This is a genomic window from Mesorhizobium sp. P2_D5 (assembly GCF_056404355.1).
In genome coordinates this window covers 201,428-222,491 of record NZ_JBFUEE010000002.1, presented here as the reverse complement: position 1 = coordinate 222,491, position 21,064 = coordinate 201,428, and the positions used below count along the sequence as shown (strand labels likewise).

The window sequence follows — 21,064 nt, the reverse complement described above, 5'->3', positions numbered from 1 at the left end:
GCTCACCCCTTCGGCCCGACGGCGCCGGATGGACGCGCGGGCACATCCACAGTGAAGCCAGCCGAGGTGAACTTGCCGCTTTCGTCAAAGACGCCGACGTCGAGGCTCGTCGCTCCACCCGGCACCCTGACGGCGATCCGGAAGGCGTTGTTCGCTATGTTCGGCAGATTGAGGTTGCCAACAATCGTGCCGTGGTCCCTGTCGACCACGAAGTAGGTCGTCGAGCCGCCGGTCATGCCGGTTGGGATCAAGCCGGAGATCGTGATCTCGATCGCGGCAAGCACTGCTGCGTAGCCCATGATACCCTCCTCCGTCAGCGGCGCCCGCGCCGCGGTGTTCCTTGTCAGTTTCCATCGTGCGCCGAGCGTCGGCGACCCAACCAGGTCGGTGGCGGCCGCAACCGGCGCCCCCGCCGCGCGCGCCAGCGCATCGACAAAATCGGCTCCGGCAGCGCCGGCGCCCGCGTCACAGCTCCACAGAAGCAGCTCGCCGGAGCCACCCAATGCCTGGCCGATCGTGGCGAGATCGGCCTCATCGTGCTGCAGCGTGCGCGCCGACCAGTCGCCGGCCGCAAAGCACACCCGCCCGGGCGCGCCGTGCGCGATCACGTGCACGGCGTCGAGGCCGTCACGAGCTTCGAGCGCCCGTGCCATCTGGCGCGCGGCCGGGGATTTGGCATCAAGCACGATCGCCTCGACCCTTGGCCTCAAATTGCCGAGGATCGTGCCTAGATCGGATACCGAGGGATCGACGAAAACGAGTTCGGTGGCGCTGGCCATGGCGAGATCCCGTTGGTTCCAACTGGGTTCAAGCTGAGAGCATCCGCCGGCGACGCCCGGCACGACGGGGTCGGGCGCGCGGGCAGGCCGCGCGGTGCTGAGGCTTTCATGGAGGGCGGAACAGCGGCGGCCAAGCTGCCAGCCGCCGGCTGCGGCGGTCCGTCGCCGCTGTCGGATTGCGGGCCTATCGACGCCGGAAATCGCTCCGCGCCGGGCCCAACTCGCACGCAATCTCACCCCACCCACGACACACTCCCGCCACTGGTCACGCCGACGGATCGGCGTCCAAACGCGAGGGAACTCTGGAACGGGAAACCTGTCCGCCTCCGTGGGCGGGCAACGTTGACGCGGCTTTCAAGGCGCGCTCAAAGAACGCGCCTCCATCATCGCCCGCGATGTGGCTTAACGACCCCCAGATCCTTCCCCAAAACTTCGCAGGACGTCGGCAACCCTACCGCGCGACCTGCGGACACACCCCGTGTCACACATTAGTAAAATCGAAAATTAGGGATTTGTAAACTATAAAGTGGAGATTTGGTGAATGGCCAGGAACAAGATGGCCGAACTTGGTCAGTATCGAAGAGCCGAAGCCGCGCAGATTCTTTTTGAAAATCGCAGGCTTGGCGGCTTCATTTCCGTTTGCGCCGACTTACTAAAAATAATCGACTCGCCAGGCCGATCCGCAGCCCTCGCTGGAAGCCAGAGATGGCCGGCGGAGGGTTTTCCGCAAGACGATGCCGCACCGACAAGAAGTGGAAACGCGCGAACTTCCAGCGAAGTCCGCGCGCCCCTTTTTCAAACCTGGACCAGTCTCCGGACGTGGTCCATTTAACTTTCCTTACTTACTCATGCGGCTTCAAGAGATCCTTCAGGGTCGTCTTGATGGAATGATCGTCGCTGGCGTAGCCGGCGCCATGCTTGGTCTGGTCCGAGGTGAGATCCGAGCTCGCCCCCGACGGCTTGTTGTGGTTCTGACCAAATCCGCTCATCGTCTTGAGGACATTGAGCAGGTCTGTCGACACCGATGTGGACGCCAGGCCGATCAGGTTGCGGAACGACGCATGGCTGTCGTGATCACTGTTGCCATGTGTCGAGCCCGACTGCAGGAATTTTGCAGTGTCCTTGAGGCCGAGCGAGGTGGAGGTGACGCTGGCTTTGTGACCAGGGCCGTTTTCGGCATTGTTGTGGTTCCCGGAACCACCAGGTGCATCCTGATCTCCATTGCCAAAGCCGTTATTGCCATTGTGGTCATGATCACCTGTTCCACCGCCCGAGCCCGTGGCTCCGGTAGCACCTGTCGAACCAGCCGTACCTGTTGCCCCGGTCGAGCCAGTCGCACCTGTTGAACCAGTAGCACCGGTCGAACCGGTGGCTCCTGTCGAGCCCGTTGCACCAGTGTCGCCAGTCGCTCCGGTCGAACCGGTCGCTCCGGTATCGCCGGTCGCACCCGTGGCTCCAGTTGCTCCGGTATCACCCGTGGCGCCGGTCGAACCCGTCGCTCCGGTATCGCCGGTCGCACCCGTGGCTCCGGTTGCTCCAGTCGCTCCGGTGTCGCCGGTGGCGCCAGTCGAGCCTGTCGCTCCGGTATCGCCGGTCGCACCCGTGGCTCCGGTTGCTCCAGTCGCTCCGGTGTCGCCGGTGGCGCCGGTCGAACCCGTCGCTCCGGTATCGCCGGTCGCACCCGTGGCTCCAGTCGAGCCAGTCGCTCCGGTATCGCCCGTTGCACCCGTGGCTCCAGTTGCTCCGGTATCACCGGTGGCGCCAGTCGAGCCCGTCGCTCCGGTATCGCCGGTCGCACCCGTGGCTCCGGTTGCTCCAGTCGCTCCGGTATCACCGGTGGCGCCAGTCGAGCCCGTCGCTCCGGTATCGCCGGTCGCACCCGTGGCTCCGGTTGCTCCAGTCGCTCCGGTATCACCGGTGGCGCCAGTCGCTCCGGTATCACCGGTGGCGCCAGTCGAGCCCGTCGCTCCGGTATCGCCAGTCGCACCCGTGGCTCCGGTTGCTCCAGTCGCTCCGGTATCACCTGTGGCGCCGGTTGCACCGGTCGAGCCCGTTGCACCTGTGGCTCCAGTGTCGCCAGTCGCTCCGGTCGCTCCAGTCGCTCCGGTATCGCCCGTCGCACCCGTCGAGCCGGTGGCTCCGGTCGAGCCGGTATCGCCAGTTGCACCTGTCGAGCCCGTCGCACCCGTCGAGCCGGTGGCCCCGGTCGGGCCGGTATCACCAGTTGCACCTGTCGAGCCCGTCGCACCAGTCGAGCCGGTGGCCCCGGTCGAGCCGGTTGAGCCAGTTGCACCTGTCGAGCCAGTTGCGCCTGTCGAGCCAGTGGCACCCGTCGAGCCTGTCGCTCCGGTCGAGCCGGTTGAGCCTGTCGCTCCGGTCGAACCGGTGTCGCCAGTCGAGCCAGTCGAACCCGTTGCACCAGTCGAGCCAGTGGCACCCGTCGAGCCGGTTGCTCCAGTCGAGCCGGTCGAGCCCGTCGCACCAGTCGAGCCGGTGGCTCCGGTCGAGCCGGTATCGCCAGTCGAGCCGGTCGAACCCGTTGCACCAGTCGAGCCGGTGGCACCAGTCGAGCCAGCTGCTCCAGTCGAGCCGGTCGAACCGGTTGCACCAGTGTCGCCAGTGGCACCCGTCGAGCCAGTTGCGCCGGTCGAACCAGTCGAACCCGTCGCACCAGTCGAGCCGGTGGCTCCAGTCGAGCCGGTTGCCCCGGTCGAGCCGGTGTCACCAGTTGCACCTGTCGAGCCAGTTGCGCCGGTCGAGCCAGTGGCACCCGTCGAGCCTGTCGCTCCAGTCGAGCCGGTTGAGCCTGTCGCTCCGGTCGAACCGGTGTCGCCAGTCGAGCCAGTCGAACCCGTTGCACCAGTCGAGCCGGTGGCACCAGTCGAGCCGGTTGCGCCGGTCGAACCAGTATCACCAGTTGCACCTGTCGAGCCGGTGGCTCCAGTCGAGCCGGTTGCTCCAGTCGAGCCGGTCGAGCCCGTTGCACCAGTGTCGCCAGTGGCACCCGTCGAGCCAGTTGCGCCGGTCGAACCAGTCGAACCCGTCGCACCCGTCGAGCCGGTGGCCCCGGTCGAGCCGGTTGCTCCAGTCGAGCCGGTCGAGCCCGTCGCACCTGTCGAGCCTGTGGCCCCGGTCGAGCCGGTATCACCAGTTGCACCTGTCGAGCCAGTTGCGCCGGTCGAGCCAGTGGCACCGGTCGAGCCTGTCGCTCCGGTCGAACCAGTCGAGCCGGTGGCCCCGGTCGAGCCGGTTGCTCCAGTCGACCCAGTCGAGCCAGTCGCACCAGTCGAGCCAGTGGCTCCGGTCGAGCCGGTATCGCCAGTTGCACCTGTCGAGCCAGTCGCACCCGTCGAGCCAGTTGCGCCGGTCGAGCCAGTGGCACCCGTCGCACCAGTCGAGCCAGTCGCGCCAGTCGAGCCGGTGGCTCCAGTCGAGCCAGTTGCTCCAGTCGAACCGGTCGAACCCGTTGCACCAGTGTCGCCAGTGGCACCCGTCGAGCCAGTTGCGCCGGTCGAACCAGTCGAGCCAGTCGCTCCGGTCGAACCAGTGTCGCCAGTCGAGCCAGTCGAACCCGTTGCACCAGTCGAGCCGGTGGCACCAGTCGAGCCAGTTGCTCCAGTCGAGCCGGTCGAACCCGTTGCACCAGTGTCGCCAGTGGCACCTGTCGAGCCAGTTGCGCCGGTCGAACCAGTCGAGCCAGTCGCACCCGTCGAGCCGGTGGCCCCGGTCGAGCCGGTTGCTCCAGTCGAGCCGGTCGAGCCAGTCGCACCCGTCGAGCCTGTCGCTCCGGTCGAGCCGGTTGCTCCAGTCGAGCCGGTCGAGCCTGTCGCTCCGGTCGAACCGGTGGCGCCGGTCGAGCCGGTATCACCAGTTGCACCTGTCGAGCCAGTCGCACCTGTCGAGCCAGTTGCGCCGGTCGAGCCGGTCGAGCCTGTCGCTCCGGTCGAACCGGTGGCGCCAGTCGAGCCAGTCGAACCCGTTGCACCAGTGTCGCCAGTCGCACCAGTCGAGCCCGTCGCTCCGGTCGAGCCGGTATCACCAGTCGCACCTGTCGAGCCAGTTGCTCCGGTCGAGCCGGTCGAGCCTGTCGCTCCGGTCGAACCGGTGGCGCCGGTCGAGCCAGTCGCTCCGGTATCACCGGTTGCGCCGGTCGAGCCAGTCGCTCCGGTCGAGCCCGTTGCACCCGTGGTTCCTGTTGCACCGGTGTCGCCAGTCGCACCTGTCGAACCAGTCGCTCCGGTCGAACCGGAGGCGCCGGTCGAGCCAGTCGCTCCGGTATCACCCGTGGCACCAGTTGAGCCAGTCGCTCCGGTAGAGCCCGTTGCACCCGTGGTTCCTGTTGCACCAGTGTCGCCAGTCGCACCTGTCGAACCAGTTGCTCCGGTCGAACCGGAGGCACCAGTTGAGCCGGTCGCTCCGGTAGAGCCCGTTGCACCCGTGGTTCCAGTTGCACCAGTGCCGCCAGTCGCACCTGTCGAACCGGAGGCGCCGGTCGAGCCAGTCGTTCCGGTATCACCCGTGGCGCCGGTCGCACCTGTGGCTCCGGTTGCGCCGGTGGAGCCCGCGGCTCCGGTATCACCGGTGGCACCAGTCGAGCCGGTCGCTCCGGTAGAGCCCGTAGCACCCGTGGTTCCTGTTGCACCAGTGTCGCCAGTCGCACCTGTTGAACCCGTCGCTCCGGTCGAACCGGACGCGCCGGTCGAGCCAGTCGCTCCGGTATCACCCGTGGCGCCGGTCGCACCTGTGGCTCCGGTTGCTCCAGTGGAGCCCGCGGCTCCGGTGTCGCCCGTCGCGCCAGTCGAGCCGGTCGCACCTGTAGAGCCCGTGGCGCCAGTGGAACCTGCGGCGCCGGTATCACCTGTGGCTCCGCCTGCGCCAGTCGCTCCCGTCGAGCCACTCGCGCCCGTGGCTCCGGTCGAGCCGCCTGCGCCAGTCGAACCTGTTGCACCCGTAGCGCCGGTATCACCTGTGGGTCCGCCTGCGCCAGTCGCACCCGTCGGGCCGCTTGCGCCAGTCGCACCCGTCGGGCCGCTTGCGCCAGTCGCACCGGTCGGGCCGCTCGCGCCAGTGGCACCGGTTGGGCCGCTCGCGCCAGTCGCACCGGTCGGGCCGCTCGCGCCTGTTGCACCGGTCGGGCCGCTTGCGCCTGTCGCACCGGTCGGACCGCTTGCGCCAGTCGCACCCGTCGGGCCGCTTGCGCCAGTCGCACCTGTGGCTCCGGTCACACCTGTGCCGGTAGCACCCGTGGCGCCTGTCGCTCCGGTTGCACCCGTGGCTCCGGTCGCACCCGCGCCGGTCGCTCCCGTAGCGCCGGTCGGGCCCGCCGGGCCCGTCGCGCCAACTGTACTGGTGCTGAAGCTCCCAACATCAAATAGATTGCCCCCGGATCCATTGGAGGGACCCGCTGCGAAATTGTAAGTATTACCGGCGCCTGGAGTAAGTGTGCCGTATAAATTGAAGCCGGCGTCGTAAATCACATAAGTATGAGTTTCATTTGGTATTGAAATAGTTACCGCAAATTCGCTGACAACCCCATTACCCGATTGAGGCAGTGGAAAGCTRCCAACCAACACATCAGGATTTGCTGTTGTATCTATTAAATAGTAGGTGTTAATGGTTGCGGAGCCATTCTGAACAGTCAAGTTGCCAGTGAGTGTCAGATCAACCGCCAGCACCCCGGCGTAACTTGCCATTCCATCCGGGGTCAGCGGCGGCGGCGTGGGCGCGCTTGCACGTGCGGACAGTTCCCAGGAGCCGCCCAGGGCGGCTGCACCAACCAGCGATCTTGATGCACGGACATCCGCGCCGACGGCCTCTTCCAGCGCCGCCACGAAGGTCTCGCCCGCATCCCCCGACGCCGTCTCGCAGCTCCACAGCCGCAGCTCGCCGTCCGCGGCAAGCGCCCTGCCGATCGCGGCAAAATCGTCAGCCGCTTCCTTCAACGTCCCGGCCGACCACTCTCCTGAAGTGAAGCCAACCCGGCCAGGTGCGCCATGTGCCATGATATGGATCGCATCGAGGCTTTCGTGCCCTGCGAGCGCGGCAGCGATCTGTTGTGCGGCCGGCCGGCGGCCATCGAGCACGACAGCCTGGACTTGCGGTCGCACGTTGCCGAGAACCGTCTCGAGGTCGGAGACTGAAGGATCCACGAAGAGAATTTCAGAGGCACGGGCCATGACTGGCTCCTGTTGGCTTCGAATTCGATTCAAGGGGAAACCGCCCACCGGCTTGGCCGGCGAGCGGTCGTAGGGAGAAGGAGCACGGGCGCCGTCATCTTCCGGACGGGCCGACGGCGCCGTCGGGATGTTTGACAGCGGGGCTCTCTACGCGGAGGAAGCTGCAGGCCTGGAAGTTTCCGCCATCTTCAAACGTGCCAATCGCAAATGAGCCGGCTGCGGCCGGAACCTTGACAGTGAGAGCGACGGCGAGGCTTCGCTTGACGGCTTTGGGAAGAACGACCTGACCGACGATGGCGTTCTTGGCCGTGTCCAGAATAAAATAAGGCACGTTTTCGGTCGTATCGCCGATAGGCAAGACGCCTCTAACGGCGACTTCCATGACCGCAAACCCTGCTATGTAGCTCATCGTTGTTCTCCTCGGTCGGCGGCGGCTGGGCCACCTGCTTCTCTTGTTCGTACCCTTAGGTTCAATCGCTGGTTTCAATCGCCGCCCAGCGCACGCGCTCGCCGAAGCCGTTCGCCGCTGCTATCGGCCCCGTGCGCATCCGCGTATGACGGGCAGCAGGTCTACGAGGCGGGCGGGCAAGGCTTGACTGCCTCTTCGTCACGCTCGATCGAACGGCGCGCCACTTGTCTTCGCTGAGGTGATTGAGGAGCCCGCAGGCACTTGGGCGTTCCCTGCCGGCGGCCAGCTGCGGATGATTGAGGGGTTGATCGAAGCGGGCGCCCGCGTCGCGGCCGCATCGTTTCATACGCGGTATCACACCTACCACAGCCAACTCCCGTAACGCGTGTCTCGATTTCTCGACGACGACTTGCGAGGGATCCGACTGCTAGCGAGGGAACATCAGGTTGGGAAAACGCTGGCCTTGAGTTCAAGGCGTCACGACGTCTTCACTTGCACGCCACCGCACACTCTGTGCGCTCTCACGCACGAAGTGACTTGCTCCAGACACTCTCCAGGCTGACAGACTGCGCAGACCGACAGGCCTCCTGCCCGGTCCACGGCTACCCTCCCATGCACAAGACATTAGTAAAATCTAAAATTAGCAAGTTGTAAATAACCCAGTTAACAATTTGTTAATTGTTGATCACAAGTAACTACTTTTCGATCGACATCGAGATGGCGCGCATGGGCCAAACGCGTCGAAAAATCCGAGGCTTAAGGGTAGTGCCCCCCTGGTTCGCGTCGTGCCCTCGATATCACGGTGGGGTTGGCGCGAGCAATCGAGCCGAAGGGAGCGGTGGTTCGCCGAAGGCTGGTTCAGCGGGACGGCGAGACCCTTGCAGCGGCGGACAGCGCTAGCTAACAATGGATAGCGTGGGGGTCGCGTTTGCAAAGGAAGGGACGAGCTACCCTTTGCACACGGGTCATGCGAATGGCCGAGGCAGGGGGGTATTGCACATGGGGCATGAAGGTCGGACAAATCCGCATCGGAGCGGATCGCTGCCCCAGACAACACGACGGCATAAAAGTGACCGCCTCGGCCCGCAGTTATCCGGGGAGCAGACAGTCAGCATATGACAAGCGGCAAGCGCCTCTGTCTCAACATGATCGTCAAGAACGAGATGGCAAATCTCGAGCGCTGTCTCGGCGCAGTTGCCAGCCACATCGACTGCTGGATCATCGGCGATACCGGCTCGACCGACGGGACACAGGATTTCGTCAAATCGTTCTTCGCCGCCCGCAACCTGCCGGGCGAGCTGCACGAATTTCCATTCCACAATTTCGAGCAGGCGCGCAACGCCGCGCTCGATCACGCCTATGCCTCGCCGCTCGCTTATGACTATCTGCTGTTCGACGACGCCGACATGGAACTGATGGTCGAGGATACGGGCTTCCGCGAGGGGCTCGACGGTCCAGGCTACCGGCTGCTGCAACGCTCGGATTCCGGCCTCGCCTACTGGAACACGCGCATTGTCAGGCGCGACGCGGGCGCACGCTACCGTGGTGTAACCCACGAATATCTCGACGTGCCCGGCGGCGTGCAGGAACTACGCAGCGCCTGGTACAAGGACCACGCCAGCGGCTCGAACCGGGTGGACAAATTCGAGCGCGATGCCAGGCTTTTGCTGGAGGCGCTTGAAAAGGATCCGGATAATCAGCGCTACTGGTTCTACCTGGCGCAATCCTACCGCGACGCCGGGCGGACGGCGGAGGCCGCGGTGGCATACGCCAAGCGCGCCGCGATGGGCGGCTGGGACGAGGAGGCGTGGAACGCCCGGCTGCAAGAGGCGCGCTGTCTGCGCACGCTCGGCGACGAGGCTGGCTTCATCGGCCAGGCGCTTGCCGCCTTCAATCAGCGGCCGCAACGTGCCGAGCCGCTCTATGACCTGGCGCGGTTCTACCGCGAGAAGGGGATGAATGACGCCAGCGTGCTGTTTTCGGAAGCCGGGCTGGCGATTAGGCGACCCGACCAGGACATCCTGTTTATCGAGGATTACGCCTACACGACAGGCCTGCTGGAGGAGTACGCGATCGCGGCAAACTACGCGCGCGATCCCGTGCGCAAGGACCGCGGCTTCGCGGCGTGCAACTGGCTGGCGCTGAACCGGACCATCGCCGATGGCCCCAGGGAACTGGCGTGGTCGAACCTGTTCTTCTATGTGCAGCCCGCCAAGACGGTGATGCCGTCCTTCAGCGCGCGTCCGGTCGGTTTCATGGCGCCCGACGGCTATCGGCTGTCAAACCCGTCGGTGACCCTGTGGGGCGGCCAGATCGTGCTGTTGCAGCGGACGGTGAATTTCACCCGGACCGAAAACAACCTTCGATACGACACGCCGGACGGAGTGCCGGTTCACACGCGCAATTTCCTGCTCCGATTGAGCGATGAACTCGCCATCCAGTCCGCGAGCGAGATTTTGCCGCCGGCCGACATGCCGGAACTCGCGCGCGACCGGGTTCTTGAGGATATGCGCCTGTTCGCCTGGCGCGATGCGCTGTGGGGCGTCTCGTGCGTGCGCGAACTGAAACCGGACGGTCAGTGCGAACAGGTCATCGCGCGCATCGACGAGGGTGGTGCCAGCCGGCTGACCGACTGGCGCGTGCTCCATCCGGCAGGACCGCGGGTGCACGAGAAGAACTGGATGCCGCAAGTCAAGCCTGCCGCAGGCGGCGAGAAGCTGCAATTCATCTGTTTCGGTGACTCCGTCAGGATAGTGGACGAGCATGCTGCGACCGTCCTTGAGACGTCTCCCGCGATCGCGACCCATAAGTTCGGGGGAGGAACCCAACTGATCGCTTTCGCCGGCGGTTGGCTGACATTGATTCAAGAAGTGCAATGGAGGTTTGCGGAGAAGCTCCATTGGTGCATGCATCGGTTCGTCTGGTTCGACGAAACAAGCGTTCTGCGAAAAGTGAGCCGTCCGTTCTTCTTCAACAAAAAGGGCCCTGAACTCGCTGCGGGTCTAGCCTGGCATCCGGATGACGCGCGTTTGCTGATTTCTTACAGCGTGGCCGACAGCGAGTCCTGGATCGCGACCGTCGATGCGGGTGAGGTCCAGGCCTTGCTGGAGGATGTGGATAGCCTGCCATCAGGTGTGGCTGACACAGCGTCCAGGCTGACGCTGTCGTCGCCGGCCTCGCGGCTCCAGCCAAATTATTCAGCGCATACCGCTCCTCCAACGGAAACGCGGATGAAGCCTGCTCGAGATGGCGCGGCGGGGGACAGAAGCGGGGTGCAGGTCGAAGCCATCGCCTTCGGCCGCGTGAAGTCAACGGAGGAGTTCTTCTATGAGCTTGCGCCGTTTCTGCGCGACGTCGATTCTCCGCGGGAACGGCGGGAACGATCGCGCCAGTTCGACGCGCGGATCAATCCCTTCCTTGGCAGCGACGACACCGCACTTCCCCAGATCAACTGCTTCTATCAGGTGATGTCCGACAAGGGCGAGCATCGTACCCTGATTGCCGCCACAGCGTCGATGCGAGCGGCGGGTCATCCGGTGCGGGTGTGGAGCTATGCACCGGAGAAGCTCGAATTCCTCATCCCGCATGGGATCGAAATCCGCAATGCCGACGACGTCATGCCGCGCGCCATGTTCGAGCGGATCGTCGCCGGCTCCGAGATCAGGTATTTCAGCGACGTCTTCCGCTACGCCGTGCTGTACGAGCATGGCGGGCTATGGATGGATTGCGATGTCGTCATGCTGCGGCCCTTCCCCTTCCGCGGCGATCATTTCTTCAATCTGCAATGGCGGGGAGCGCACAAGGGCCACTTCATCTGCGGCAACGTCATGTATGCCCAGCCCTACAGCCGCCACCTGAGGGCGCTCTACGAGATTTCGATCGAACGTTTCCATCATGCCGACGGCAAGGAGTTTGGAGATATCGGCCCCAAGCTGCTGTCTGACTATGTTGCCTCCGATAGGGGATCCGAACTGCAAGAATGGGTGTTCAGCCCGATGTTCTTCAACACGATCGATTGGACTGAGATCGACCGGTTCGAGAAGCCAATAGCGGAACTGGCTGACTATCTGAACGATGATCGCGTAGTCGGCCTCCATCTTTGGACGGCGCGAAACGACGCTCAACCGGGCGGCGAAGGGGCGCCGCTGATCTCTCAGCTGATCAGCCCGCTCGACAGTTTCCCCACATTCACAAGTCTCGCCGACCGCTTCAACACCGACAAGAACCGGCACACCGGCAACCGCCATTGCTACGCAAGGATTTACGATCGCCTGCTGTCGGCCCGACGGCTGTCCATGCGGCGGCTGATGGAAATCGGCCTATACAATGTTTTCAGGGAAGGCAGCCAGACCGAGATGCCTTCAGTCAGCCTGTGGCAGAGCTATTTTCCGTTCTGTCAGGTGATCGGCGTCGACTTGACGAATTTTTCGCAGCTCAACGACGAAAGATTCAAATCATTCGTCTGCAACCAGTCCAAGCTGGACGATCTGCGCGGCGTCGCTGCGAAGCTCGAACCGGGATCGCTCGACGTGATCATCGACGACGGCAGCCACGCCTCGTTCGACGAGCAGTTGACGCTCCGCGAGTTCTTCCCGCTGCTCGCCGAGGGTGGCTGGTACTTCATCGAGGACCTCGATTGGCAGCCGCCGGGCGAGGACGCCGGCAAGATCACGCTTACCAAGAACCTGCTGCGGGAGATCCAGCAGCATGGCAGCGCGCGCTCGCTCGATCCGCTGGGTGTGAACGCGCTTGCCGATCAGTTCGCCGAGATCCTGTTCTTCGACAGTCACTATGAGCTGAATCGGGCAAGGCTGCTCGGTGGCCTGGTGGCTATCCGCAAGGGCGCGTCGGGCCTGTCCACCAGGCGAGGTGTATCATCGCACGTTGAGTGAAGGGGCTTGATTTGAAAGTTGCGGTCTACACCATCGCCTTGAACGAAGCCGCAAACGCGGAGCGCTGGGCCAATTCGGCCGTCGACGCCGACTATCGCATTGTGGTCGACACCGGCAGCACGGACGGCACAGTGGAGCGACTAACCGAGGCGGGGGTGACAGTATACAGGATAGCAGTCCGCCCTTGGCGCTTCGACGACGCCCGCAACGCCGCCATGGCCCTGATCCCGCCTGACGTTGATGTATGCTGTACGATGGACATGGACCGGTTTCTTGCGCCTGGCTGGCGGGCGAAGCTTGAGGCTGCCTGGACCCCCGAGACGACAGCCCTTTACTGCCAGACGATCTACAGATCGAGTGTCGAGGACCCGACACCGCTGCGAAGCTGGCCGGCGAAGAACTTTCACCATCGCTGGGGATATCGCTTCAAGCGGCCCGTCCACGAGGCTCTGGTCTTCACCGGAGACAGGGAAGTCACCACGAACAGCAGTGAGATCGTCATGTTCGAGGTGCAGGACCTCGCCAAGCCAACAAGGAGCAACTACCTGCCGCTGATGGAAGTGGCACATAAGGAGGACCCCGGCGACGCTCAAATATGCTTCTGGCTCGGACGGGACTTGATGTGGGCCAACCAGCCAGAGCGGGCCGTCCAACTGCTCGAGCACTACCTTGCATTGCCGACAAGCACATGGGGCGAAGAACGCTCCGAGGCAATGCGCTACATCGCGCGCATGCAACCGGAGCAGAAATTGTCCTGGCTGGACAAAGCACGGATGGAGGCCCCCCATCGGCGCGAAATCTGGCTGGACATGGCCGAAGAGTTCCATGGCAAGGCCGACTGGCTGAACCTGCTCTGGGCCTGCAGCAATGGGATCGAGAAGACGCGCCGCACCGGCAGTTATCTGGACGAAGCGCATTGCTGGGGGGCTCGGCTGTACGAGCTTGGCGCCACGGCAGCATGGAAACTCAATTCGATGGATCAAGCTGTGGAATGGGGGCAAAAGGCGGTCGAACTGGATGCCGGCAATCAGCGGCTCAAGAACAATGTGGATTTCTTCATCAAACACCGACTGCGGCTTGCGCGCAGCCACACGAGCGGTCCGTCTTTCAAACCCGCGCGGTTGTTCACAGCGTTCGGCACTGTGCTGTATGTCGACCAACCTACAGGCGAGCTGCGACACGGCCCCGTCGAAAGCGTCCCGGCAAACGTTTTCTTTGAACCGGAGATGAGTTTGGCAGGCGCATACCGGCAGGGTCGGTTGCTCAATGCCGGCATCGGTTTGCCCGAACCGGTCCTTTGCTTTCATGACGCCTGTTTGACCGCCTCACAGGCGAAACGGCAGAATCGGCCGGCAGATGCGGACGCACTCGAATTGATCCCCCTCGAACGTGGTTTGCTGGCGCTGAGATCCGGTGGCCTGTTTCTGTCGGCCATACCTAACGGCCACGTGGAACTCAGGGCTCCTGTTTGCAGCACTTGGGAATTGTTCATCGCTTCGGAAAACTGGTGCACGGAAAGCAGCGGGGAGACCATCCGATGGCGAACCGACCACGCCGATTTCGACAAGAGCCGGATTCAAAGCCACGTCGTCCATCCCACCATTCGAGCTGCCGCAGACACGCTGTCCCGCGCTCCCCGTAAGGCCGTCATCTGCGACATCGGCTGGCTATCGTCCTATCTTGCAGACGAGCACTTCTATTTGGTTCGGCTATTGAATGAAGACTATGACTTCGACATCATAGATTGCAGATCGACGGACTTTGCCGCCGAAAGCACAATAGAGCGCCTGAACTCATATTCGGCTCTCTTGATAGCCTACCAGGGTGGCACATCCATACCTCTCGATGCTTTTTCAGCACTTAAGTTTTTGAAAATAGACGACCTTGTAAGTTACAATCCAAGCTATGACACTTTGCTGCGCTCCCTTGTCGCTTCATCCGATGTCGTCATAAGCCCATATGCGTACGAGTTTCAGAACCACTTCACCCATCGTGCAGTGAACTGGGTTCCATATTCGTCGGCGATGGAAGGTTGCAAAGGCTTCGAGCGTATCGTGTTCAATGAAACCCCGATTTCCAGGGTTCTCGTCTCGGGGAGCATCGCGGCGGATCGACCTCTGAGGAAATATGCGGCCGGTCTCGACTCCAGCAAGGTGGCCGTATTGGATCATCCTGGCTACGCAGGAAAATACAACGACGACAGCCCGGCCATTGTTAGAGTACGATACTACGAGGAACTCTCAAAATACCTTTGCTGCTTTTGCGATGGCCATTCTTATCGCTACATTCATCTCAAGAATTTTGAAATCGCATCGGCAGGTTCATTGCTTTTGACCGATCGCTTGATCGAAAAGGAAATGAACGAACTCGGTTTCGTGGATCACGAAACATGCATTTTTGCTGCGAGAGAGGATCTTCTGGAAAAGGTGGATTGGATTCTGGACGACCGCAACCGGCCCGCTGTGGACGAGATCAGATCCGCCGGAATGCGCCTTGTTAAAGCAAGGCATATGACGCGGCATCGCGCGCTTCAGATCGACAATTTGGTCAATTATTATCTGCTTGGTGCCGGAACTGTTGATCAACCAAGATAATCTATGCGAAATTTTCCCAATTTTTTACTGAAGTGGAGAAGAGAAACTACTATTTTCGCAGAAAGTGTAACGAGATGAGTCAGATTCCGCCAGAACACCACTTTGCGCGTAGGCGCGTTATCGCCTTAAGGCATCGAGGTAATGTAGCGAACAAGATGATTCAGTATATTGGCGCTTTGGCAATGTCTAAGCGCATTGAACAATGCAGAGTTGTTGGCGTTTCGATCCCGGAATGGGGCATTGAAATTCCAGACGATACGCAAAGTCAAATTTTTCTTGACAACATAGATTTGTGGACTTGGGATGCCTTTCGGCCTCACGTTGGTGAGATTTGCCGTCTTGCGAACAGAAGCGAGTCGGTACGAATAATGATGGCTGACCATCTGCAAAGGATGGAATTCCTTGACCCACCTCAAGCTTATCAATCACTTTTCCCATACAGTTCTCCAGAACGGAAAATTGGCGAGGGTGATCTACTAATCAATATTCGAACTGCCGAAATCCTACAAGGCATAGCTCACTATCCGCTTCTTCCGATAGACTTCTATGAGGATGTGGTCGCTTCGACGGGACTGAATCCGGTGTTTGTCGGACAGCTCGGTGATTCAGAGTATGTACGACAACTTAGATCTCGTTTCCCAAAAGCTGTCTTCTACGACAGCCAAGGAGCCAGGGCCGACTTTGATTTGATTCGTTCAGCAAAGAACATTGTCGTTGCGGTCAGCACGTTCTCCTGGTTAGCGGCATGGCTTTCCCAAGCGCAAACGATCTTCCTTCCGCTCAGTGGTTTCTACAACCCGGCGCATCATCGCGAGGTCGATCTGCTGCCGATCGATGATCCTCGTTATAGATACTTTCTATTTCCGTTGAACTATGGAATTCCGGAGGAACAGAGCCTGGAATACCATCGCCGGATATCAGGTAGATGGAAAGAGATATCGCGCAATCAGGTTGCTCTACTGAAGACTTCCGCTCCATTCCTGCGTGTGCCGAGAGAAAATTACGACAGCGGCTTGCCGTCGAGAACCGCGCAGGGGTCTGCCATCACCTTCGATTCCATCTGGTACGCACATCGATACATCGACGCTGCAATGGAGATAAGCGAAGGGTGGTTCGAGGATCCACTGCACCACTATCTCGAAGTTGGTAGGCTGCGGGGCTACCAGCCGGTTCGCCAATTCGATGGACATCCTCCCATAGATCTTTCGATGCCCAACCTGGCGCTCAAAAAGCGAGCGACACAAAGTTCGTTGAGCCAGTGGTCCGTTGGATCGACCCTGGAGGAAGACGCCGGGAATGCAGTAAATGGCAATCCAGCAAAAGCGCTTGGATTTCATACTGAAAATATCGAAACCCCGTGGTGGATGGTAGACCTTGAAGAACCCTCTCAAGTGTTCGCCATTCGCATATTCAACCGAGACCGCATTCCCGAATGGATGCAGCGCCGAACGTCGCCCATTGTAGTCGAAGGCTCGAATGACGGCGAGCTCTGGAAGCTGATATTCAGCACTGAGCCCGGTCAAATCTTCGGCGGATATAGCGCAGGAATGCCACTGGTGTGGTCCTCTGCCTCACCTGTGGAAGCACGCTACGTTCGGATTTCGATCCCTCGCAAGGAGTATCTCCATCTTTCCGAGGTGGAGATCTACGGTCTTCAACAACGCACAATCCGCCGGACAGGTGAATGACACGCGGTTTCCGCGCCCGGCAGATCAGTCGTCGGTCTGAAGTGGAACAAAAAATGCAATTCGGGCGGCGGTCGTTGCCATGCGACTCCCGCGGTCAAGTCCTTTCCTTGGGCACCAAGAAGTAGTTGTCATCCATAGGCAGGGATTCCTGGATCATATAGTGAAAAGCGCTGCACCAGGCCTCGAGCTCCTTGCGAGCCTGAGGCCAAACCTCGACAAGCAGATTTGGCCGCCGGAGCTCGATTGTATTCTTCAATCCCTTGAGCACTTCAAATTCAGCACCTTCGACGTCAATTTTGATGAATCCAATCGGCTTCTGATACAGAAGATCGTCGCCCGGAATGCATTTCACGTCCCCAAGGTCGTCTGGCAACATTTGAGCGCCACCAATATTTCCGATTGATGGATAATGTACGCGCATTGTCCCAGATTTTGACGACAGCGCCAAACCAAGATGGTCCAAATTGACTTTCGAACATCCGTTGAGTGACATGTTTATCCTAAGTATGGCTATCGCAGCTGGATTGGGCTCGAACGCGATCACCTCGGATGGATTACAAAATTTTGAGAGGAAAATGCAGTGATTGCCAATATTGGCACCTATGTCGACGAATGTTTTTTCCGGTAGACATTGACGCCTGATGAGATTGAGCGCCTCACGATCATAAAAATCTCCACGTAGCAGCAACGATTGAATGTAATCGGCTCGGTTCGATATAAAGAAATTCACTATCTGACCGTCAATCCGATGCCTAACTATCGATCCGCTTACCTCGGAAGCATCATGCCGAAAATGGAACAGCTCCCAGCTTTTGCACTCCGTTCTCGAGAGCGAAACGCGGCCATCCGGTTCAGCGCTGAGGAACAATCCACTTTTCTTCAGCCCGAATTCCTTCTTGTTAAAATTTACGAGGGCAAATGAGTTGATACTATCGTCATAGTTACTGCCATCATTCTTTTTGAAGGAAAACCCATTTGAGTATGAAGAAAGTATAAATATATCTTGATTGAAGTATGCGTCGGAGATTTTTGGATCTGATTCTCCGCCCTCTGGCATCAATACAGTATTGAAAGGAGTGACCTCAAAGGGTCCATGTCGGAGTTCGTTTGAGCTCGGATCGACGAACAACGTCGTACCATGTGAGGTGAAAAGGCGGCTGGCTGAGCCGATACGATCAGGATCCGCATTCATGACGATAGCCTCTCTTGGTTCCATCGCAAGGTAAGCGACTTTCCGAATTTTGCCAAAGACGAGCGTCATGCTGAAAGGCGATATCAGAAGGGCTTGGAGGGCAGAGCGAATATGAAACGGCGTGATTTCATCCTTGGCGCAGGAAGCGCACCAATGCTATTTGCTCAGCCCAAGTTGACCTGCTGGGGCGTTACTCCTGCAATGGCCGCTCCCTCCACCCTCCTCACCGCACCCATCGAGCTTGCCGGCGACTGGGGCCGCATGCTGGAAGGCGCGGCAGATCAGGTCGTCGAGCGCATGCGGCATGCATGCCTTGACGGCGTCCGGCTGCTCTCCGACCGCCAGCCGACGCGGCTGCGTGTCGACGAGCACACTTCCGGCACGCCGGCGATCTGGCTGCATCCGGACGGCACCAGCATGGCCTGGATCATCGTCGATATCGGCGAGCGTGACTGGTCGAAGCTCGCCTACCAGTTCGGCCACGAGCTCGGCCATGTACTCTGCAACAGCTGGCAGGCGGACGCCAAGCCGGCGGCGCCCTGCCAGTGGCTCGAGGAAGCAATGGTGGAGGCCCATTCGCTGCGCGGGCTCGGGCGTCTGGCGAAAAGCTGGAAGGAGGCCCCGCCCTTCGCCGGCGACAACGCCTTCGGCGATGCCATTGCCAAGTATCGCGAAAACATCATCCGAGGCTATACCGCGCTTGCCGACAGCCAGGGGCTCACCAGCGACGCCGCGGCGTGGTTCGCCGGCCATCGCAGCGAGATCGAAATACCCGGCCTCAATCTATTCGCCCAGGCGATGTCCGTGACCATCCTCGCCGAATACGACCGAGCGCCGGACTGCGTCGAGGCACTGGGTGCACTCAACCGCTGGCCCGGCCGCACCGGTCTACCGATCGCGGAATACCTCGGGCGATGGGAGGCCAGCTGTGCCGAATTGCGCGCTTCGCCCGGATTGCCAATCCGCCTGCGTGAGCTGCTGCACGTTCCGCAATGGACCAAGTGAATAGCATCTCGATGTCTTGTCTCGCTGACTAGCGAGCTTCGACCAGCGCCAGACATGCAGGCCAAGGATGGTCCGGCATGAATCATCGGCATTCCATCCCGATCCAGATTGCCAAATTTTGGTAGAGTGATTATACCAGTTGATAACATGACGATTGGTTGGTCGATCGTTGGACATCGGGAGTAGTGATACATGACGACGATTGCACTGTTCGGTGCCGGCGGGAAAATGGGTTACCGCCTGTCGACCAATTTTCGCGGCTCGCCTTACACGATACGCCATGTCGAGGTCAGCGAGGCCGGCCGCGAGCGACTGAAGTCGGGGCTGGGTTTCGATGCCGTCAGTGCCGATGACGCGCTCAAAGGCGCCGATGTTGTGATCCTGGCCGTTCCGGATACACATATCGGCAAGGTCGCGGCGAGCATCGAGAGCAAACTCGTGCCAGGTACGATGGTGGTGGTGCTCGACGCCGCGGCACCTTTCGCCGGCCATCTGCCCAAGCGGCCGGACCTGACCTATTTCGTCACCCATCCCTGTCATCCGCCGATCTTCAACGACGAAACCGACATGGCGGCCAAGAAGGACTATTTCGGCGGCGTCAAAGCCAAGCAGCACATGGTTAGTGCGCTGATGCAGGGCCCGGAAGAGGACTATGCCAAGGGTGAGGCGATCGCCAAGATCATCTGGGCGCCGGTGATGCGCTCGCACCGCGTCACTGTCGATCAGATGGCGCTGCTCGAGCCGGGTCTTTCGGAGACCGTCTGCGCCTCGCTGCTCGTCGTCATGAAGGAAGCCGTGGATGAAGTCGTTGCGCGCGGCGTCGACAAACAGGCGGCTCTCGATTTCCTGCTCGGCCATATGAACGTCCTCGGCGCTGTCATCTTCGGCGAAACCAAGGGCGTCTTTTCCGACGCCTGCAACAAGGCGATTGAATTCGGTAAGCCGGTGCTGATGCGCGACGACTGGAAGCGGGTCTTCGAGCCGGAGGAGATTGCCGCCAGCATTCAGCGCATCACCTGAAGCGAAGTTCAGGCGGAACGGCCGGAAGGACCGAGACCCTTAGATGAAACCCGCGCTTGCGAGAGTTTGGGCCGTCGACGCCCTCATGAAAACGCGCTCATCAGGTACATATCATCTGAATTTGTGATTGACTCATCATACCAGTTGGCTTAGCTATTTCTTAAGCTCAGGCCAAGGCTTCGCAGGGAATTCGTGGCCTGGACGAGCGGAGGACGGGGCACGACGGCCGGGTGATGCCGGCAAACAAACGGTTTTTGAAACTGAGACGATCCGCGGTCTGAAATGCAGACAGCGGCCTGAATTGTTTTTCAAACGGGAGGACTTCATGAAACTGACACGCAGAATGACACTGGCGGCTTTTGCCGGCATGCTGGCGCTTGGCACGGCCGCCCCCGCCTATGCGGCCGATCTCATTGCCATCATCACACCCTCGCACGACAACCCGTTCTTCAAGGCGGAAGCTGTCGGCGCGGAGGCCAAGGCCAAGGAACTAGGCTATGAGGCGCTGGTGCTCGTCCATGATGACGACGCCAACAAGCAGTCCGAGCTGATCGACACGGCGATCGGCCGCGGTGCCAAGGCGATCATCCTCGACAATGCCGGTGCCGACGCCACCGTTGCCGCCGTGCAGAAGGCCAAGGACGCGGGCGTGCCTTCGTTCCTGATAGATCGTGAGATCAATGCCACCGGCGTTGCCGTCGCGCAGATCGTTTCCAACAATTACCAGGGCGCCCAGCTCGGCGCGCAGGAATTCGTCAAGCTGATGGGAGAGAAGGGCAATTTCGTCGAACTCGTCGGCAAGGAATCCGACACCAATGCCGGCATTCGCTCCAAGGGTTATCACGACGTCATCGACGACTATCCAGATCTGAAGATGGTTGCCCAGCAGTCGGCCAACTGGAGCCAGACCGAAGCCTACGCCAAGATGGAATCGATCCTGCAGGCCAATCCGGACATCAAGGGCGTCATCTCCGGCAACGACACGATGGCGATGGGCGCCTATGCGGCGCTGGTCGCGGCAAACCGCAAGGACGTCATTGTCGTCGGCTTCGACGGATCGAACGACGTGCGCGATTCGATCACCGCGGGCGGCATCAAGGCCACAGTCCTGCAGCCGGCCTTTGCGCAGGCGCAGATGGCGGTCGAGCAGGCCAACGACTTCATCAAGAACAAGAAGTCGCCGGCCAAGGAAAAGCAGCTGATGGACTGCCTCCTGGTCAATGGCGACAACGCCCCCAAGCTGGAAACCTTCGCGCTGACCAACTGAGCCGGCGTGACATGAATAGCGAGGGGCGAATCTCGGTTCGTC

Annotated in this window: 10 protein-coding genes; 6 read left to right on the top strand and 4 right to left on the bottom strand. The window is 60.8% G+C overall.

Annotation, left to right across the window (positions count from 1 at the left end):
- Positions 1-2: 2 nt before the first annotated feature.
- The 3 genes from AC1DYW_RS07925 to AC1DYW_RS07915 all read right to left on the bottom strand — a co-directional run bounded on the left by AC1DYW_RS07925 (position 3) and on the right by AC1DYW_RS07915 (position 7,364).
- Positions 3-779 (bottom strand): DUF4347 domain-containing protein, encoded by a 777-nt coding sequence (locus tag AC1DYW_RS07925; RefSeq protein WP_477225743.1) that lies wholly within the window; start codon positions 777-779, stop codon positions 3-5.
- A gap of 842 nt (positions 780-1,621) precedes the next feature.
- Positions 1,622-6,955 (bottom strand): DUF4347 domain-containing protein, encoded by a 5,334-nt coding sequence (locus AC1DYW_RS07920; RefSeq protein WP_477225742.1) that lies wholly within the window; start codon positions 6,953-6,955, stop codon positions 1,622-1,624.
- A 94-nt stretch (positions 6,956-7,049) separates the two neighbouring features.
- Positions 7,050-7,364 (bottom strand): hypothetical protein, encoded by a 315-nt coding sequence (locus tag AC1DYW_RS07915; protein WP_143748632.1) that lies wholly within the window; start codon positions 7,362-7,364, stop codon positions 7,050-7,052.
- Between the two features lie 1,115 nt (positions 7,365-8,479).
- Here AC1DYW_RS07915 and AC1DYW_RS07910 point away from each other — a divergent pair.
- The 3 genes from AC1DYW_RS07910 to AC1DYW_RS07900 all read left to right on the top strand — a co-directional run bounded on the left by AC1DYW_RS07910 (position 8,480) and on the right by AC1DYW_RS07900 (position 16,538).
- Positions 8,480-12,256 (top strand): glycosyltransferase, encoded by a 3,777-nt coding sequence (locus AC1DYW_RS07910; RefSeq protein WP_477225741.1) that lies wholly within the window; start codon positions 8,480-8,482, stop codon positions 12,254-12,256.
- An 11-nt stretch (positions 12,257-12,267) separates the two neighbouring features.
- A complete protein-coding gene (locus AC1DYW_RS07905) occupies positions 12,268-14,850 on the top strand; it encodes a tetratricopeptide repeat-containing glycosyltransferase (RefSeq protein ID WP_477225740.1) in 2,583 nt (860 codons plus the stop codon).
- A 155-nt stretch (positions 14,851-15,005) separates the two neighbouring features.
- The gene (locus AC1DYW_RS07900) at positions 15,006-16,538 is read left to right on the top strand and encodes a discoidin domain-containing protein (RefSeq protein ID WP_477225739.1); all 1,533 of its coding nucleotides are present in this window, start codon (positions 15,006-15,008) and stop codon (positions 16,536-16,538) included.
- 94 nt (positions 16,539-16,632) lie between these two features.
- Here the strand turns inward: AC1DYW_RS07900 and AC1DYW_RS07895 are convergent, their stop codons facing one another.
- Complete coding sequence (locus AC1DYW_RS07895) at positions 16,633-17,799, bottom strand: FkbM family methyltransferase (RefSeq protein ID WP_477225738.1); 1,167 nt, start codon at positions 17,797-17,799, stop codon at positions 16,633-16,635.
- Positions 17,800-17,931: 132 nt separating this feature from the next.
- On the opposite strand from AC1DYW_RS07895, the gene AC1DYW_RS07890 reads away from it, so the two are divergent.
- From AC1DYW_RS07890 to AC1DYW_RS07880, 3 genes are all read left to right on the top strand, one after another.
- Positions 17,932-18,735, top strand: a complete 804-nt coding sequence (locus AC1DYW_RS07890; protein ID WP_477225737.1) for a hypothetical protein — start codon at positions 17,932-17,934, stop codon at positions 18,733-18,735.
- Positions 18,736-18,927: 192 nt separating this feature from the next.
- Complete coding sequence (locus AC1DYW_RS07885; RefSeq protein ID WP_477225736.1) at positions 18,928-19,755, top strand: phosphogluconate dehydrogenase C-terminal domain-containing protein; 828 nt, start codon at positions 18,928-18,930, stop codon at positions 19,753-19,755.
- Positions 19,756-20,080: 325 nt separating this feature from the next.
- Positions 20,081-21,022, top strand: a complete 942-nt coding sequence (locus tag AC1DYW_RS07880; protein ID WP_095080533.1) for a D-ribose ABC transporter substrate-binding protein — start codon at positions 20,081-20,083, stop codon at positions 21,020-21,022.
- Positions 21,023-21,064: the final 42 nt, after the last annotated feature.

What these genes read in the sequence shown, in the direction of transcription:
- AC1DYW_RS07925 (WP_477225743.1), bottom strand. Translation starts at nt 779, where the DNA reads ATGGCCAGCGCCACCGAACTCGTTTTCGTCGATCCCTCGGTATCCGAT.
- AC1DYW_RS07910 (WP_477225741.1), top strand. Translation starts at nt 8,480, where the DNA reads ATGACAAGCGGCAAGCGCCTCTGTCTCAACATGATCGTCAAGAACGAG.
- AC1DYW_RS07885 (WP_477225736.1), top strand. Translation starts at nt 18,928, where the DNA reads ATGACGACGATTGCACTGTTCGGTGCCGGCGGGAAAATGGGTTACCGC.
- AC1DYW_RS07890 (WP_477225737.1), top strand. Translation starts at nt 17,932, where the DNA reads ATGGCCGCTCCCTCCACCCTCCTCACCGCACCCATCGAGCTTGCCGGC.
- AC1DYW_RS07915 (WP_143748632.1), bottom strand. Translation starts at nt 7,364, where the DNA reads ATGAGCTACATAGCAGGGTTTGCGGTCATGGAAGTCGCCGTTAGAGGC.
- AC1DYW_RS07880 (WP_095080533.1), top strand. Translation starts at nt 20,081, where the DNA reads ATGAAACTGACACGCAGAATGACACTGGCGGCTTTTGCCGGCATGCTG.
- AC1DYW_RS07895 (WP_477225738.1), bottom strand. Translation starts at nt 17,799, where the DNA reads ATGACGCTCGTCTTTGGCAAAATTCGGAAAGTCGCTTACCTTGCGATG.
- AC1DYW_RS07900 (WP_477225739.1), top strand. Translation starts at nt 15,006, where the DNA reads ATGATTCAGTATATTGGCGCTTTGGCAATGTCTAAGCGCATTGAACAA.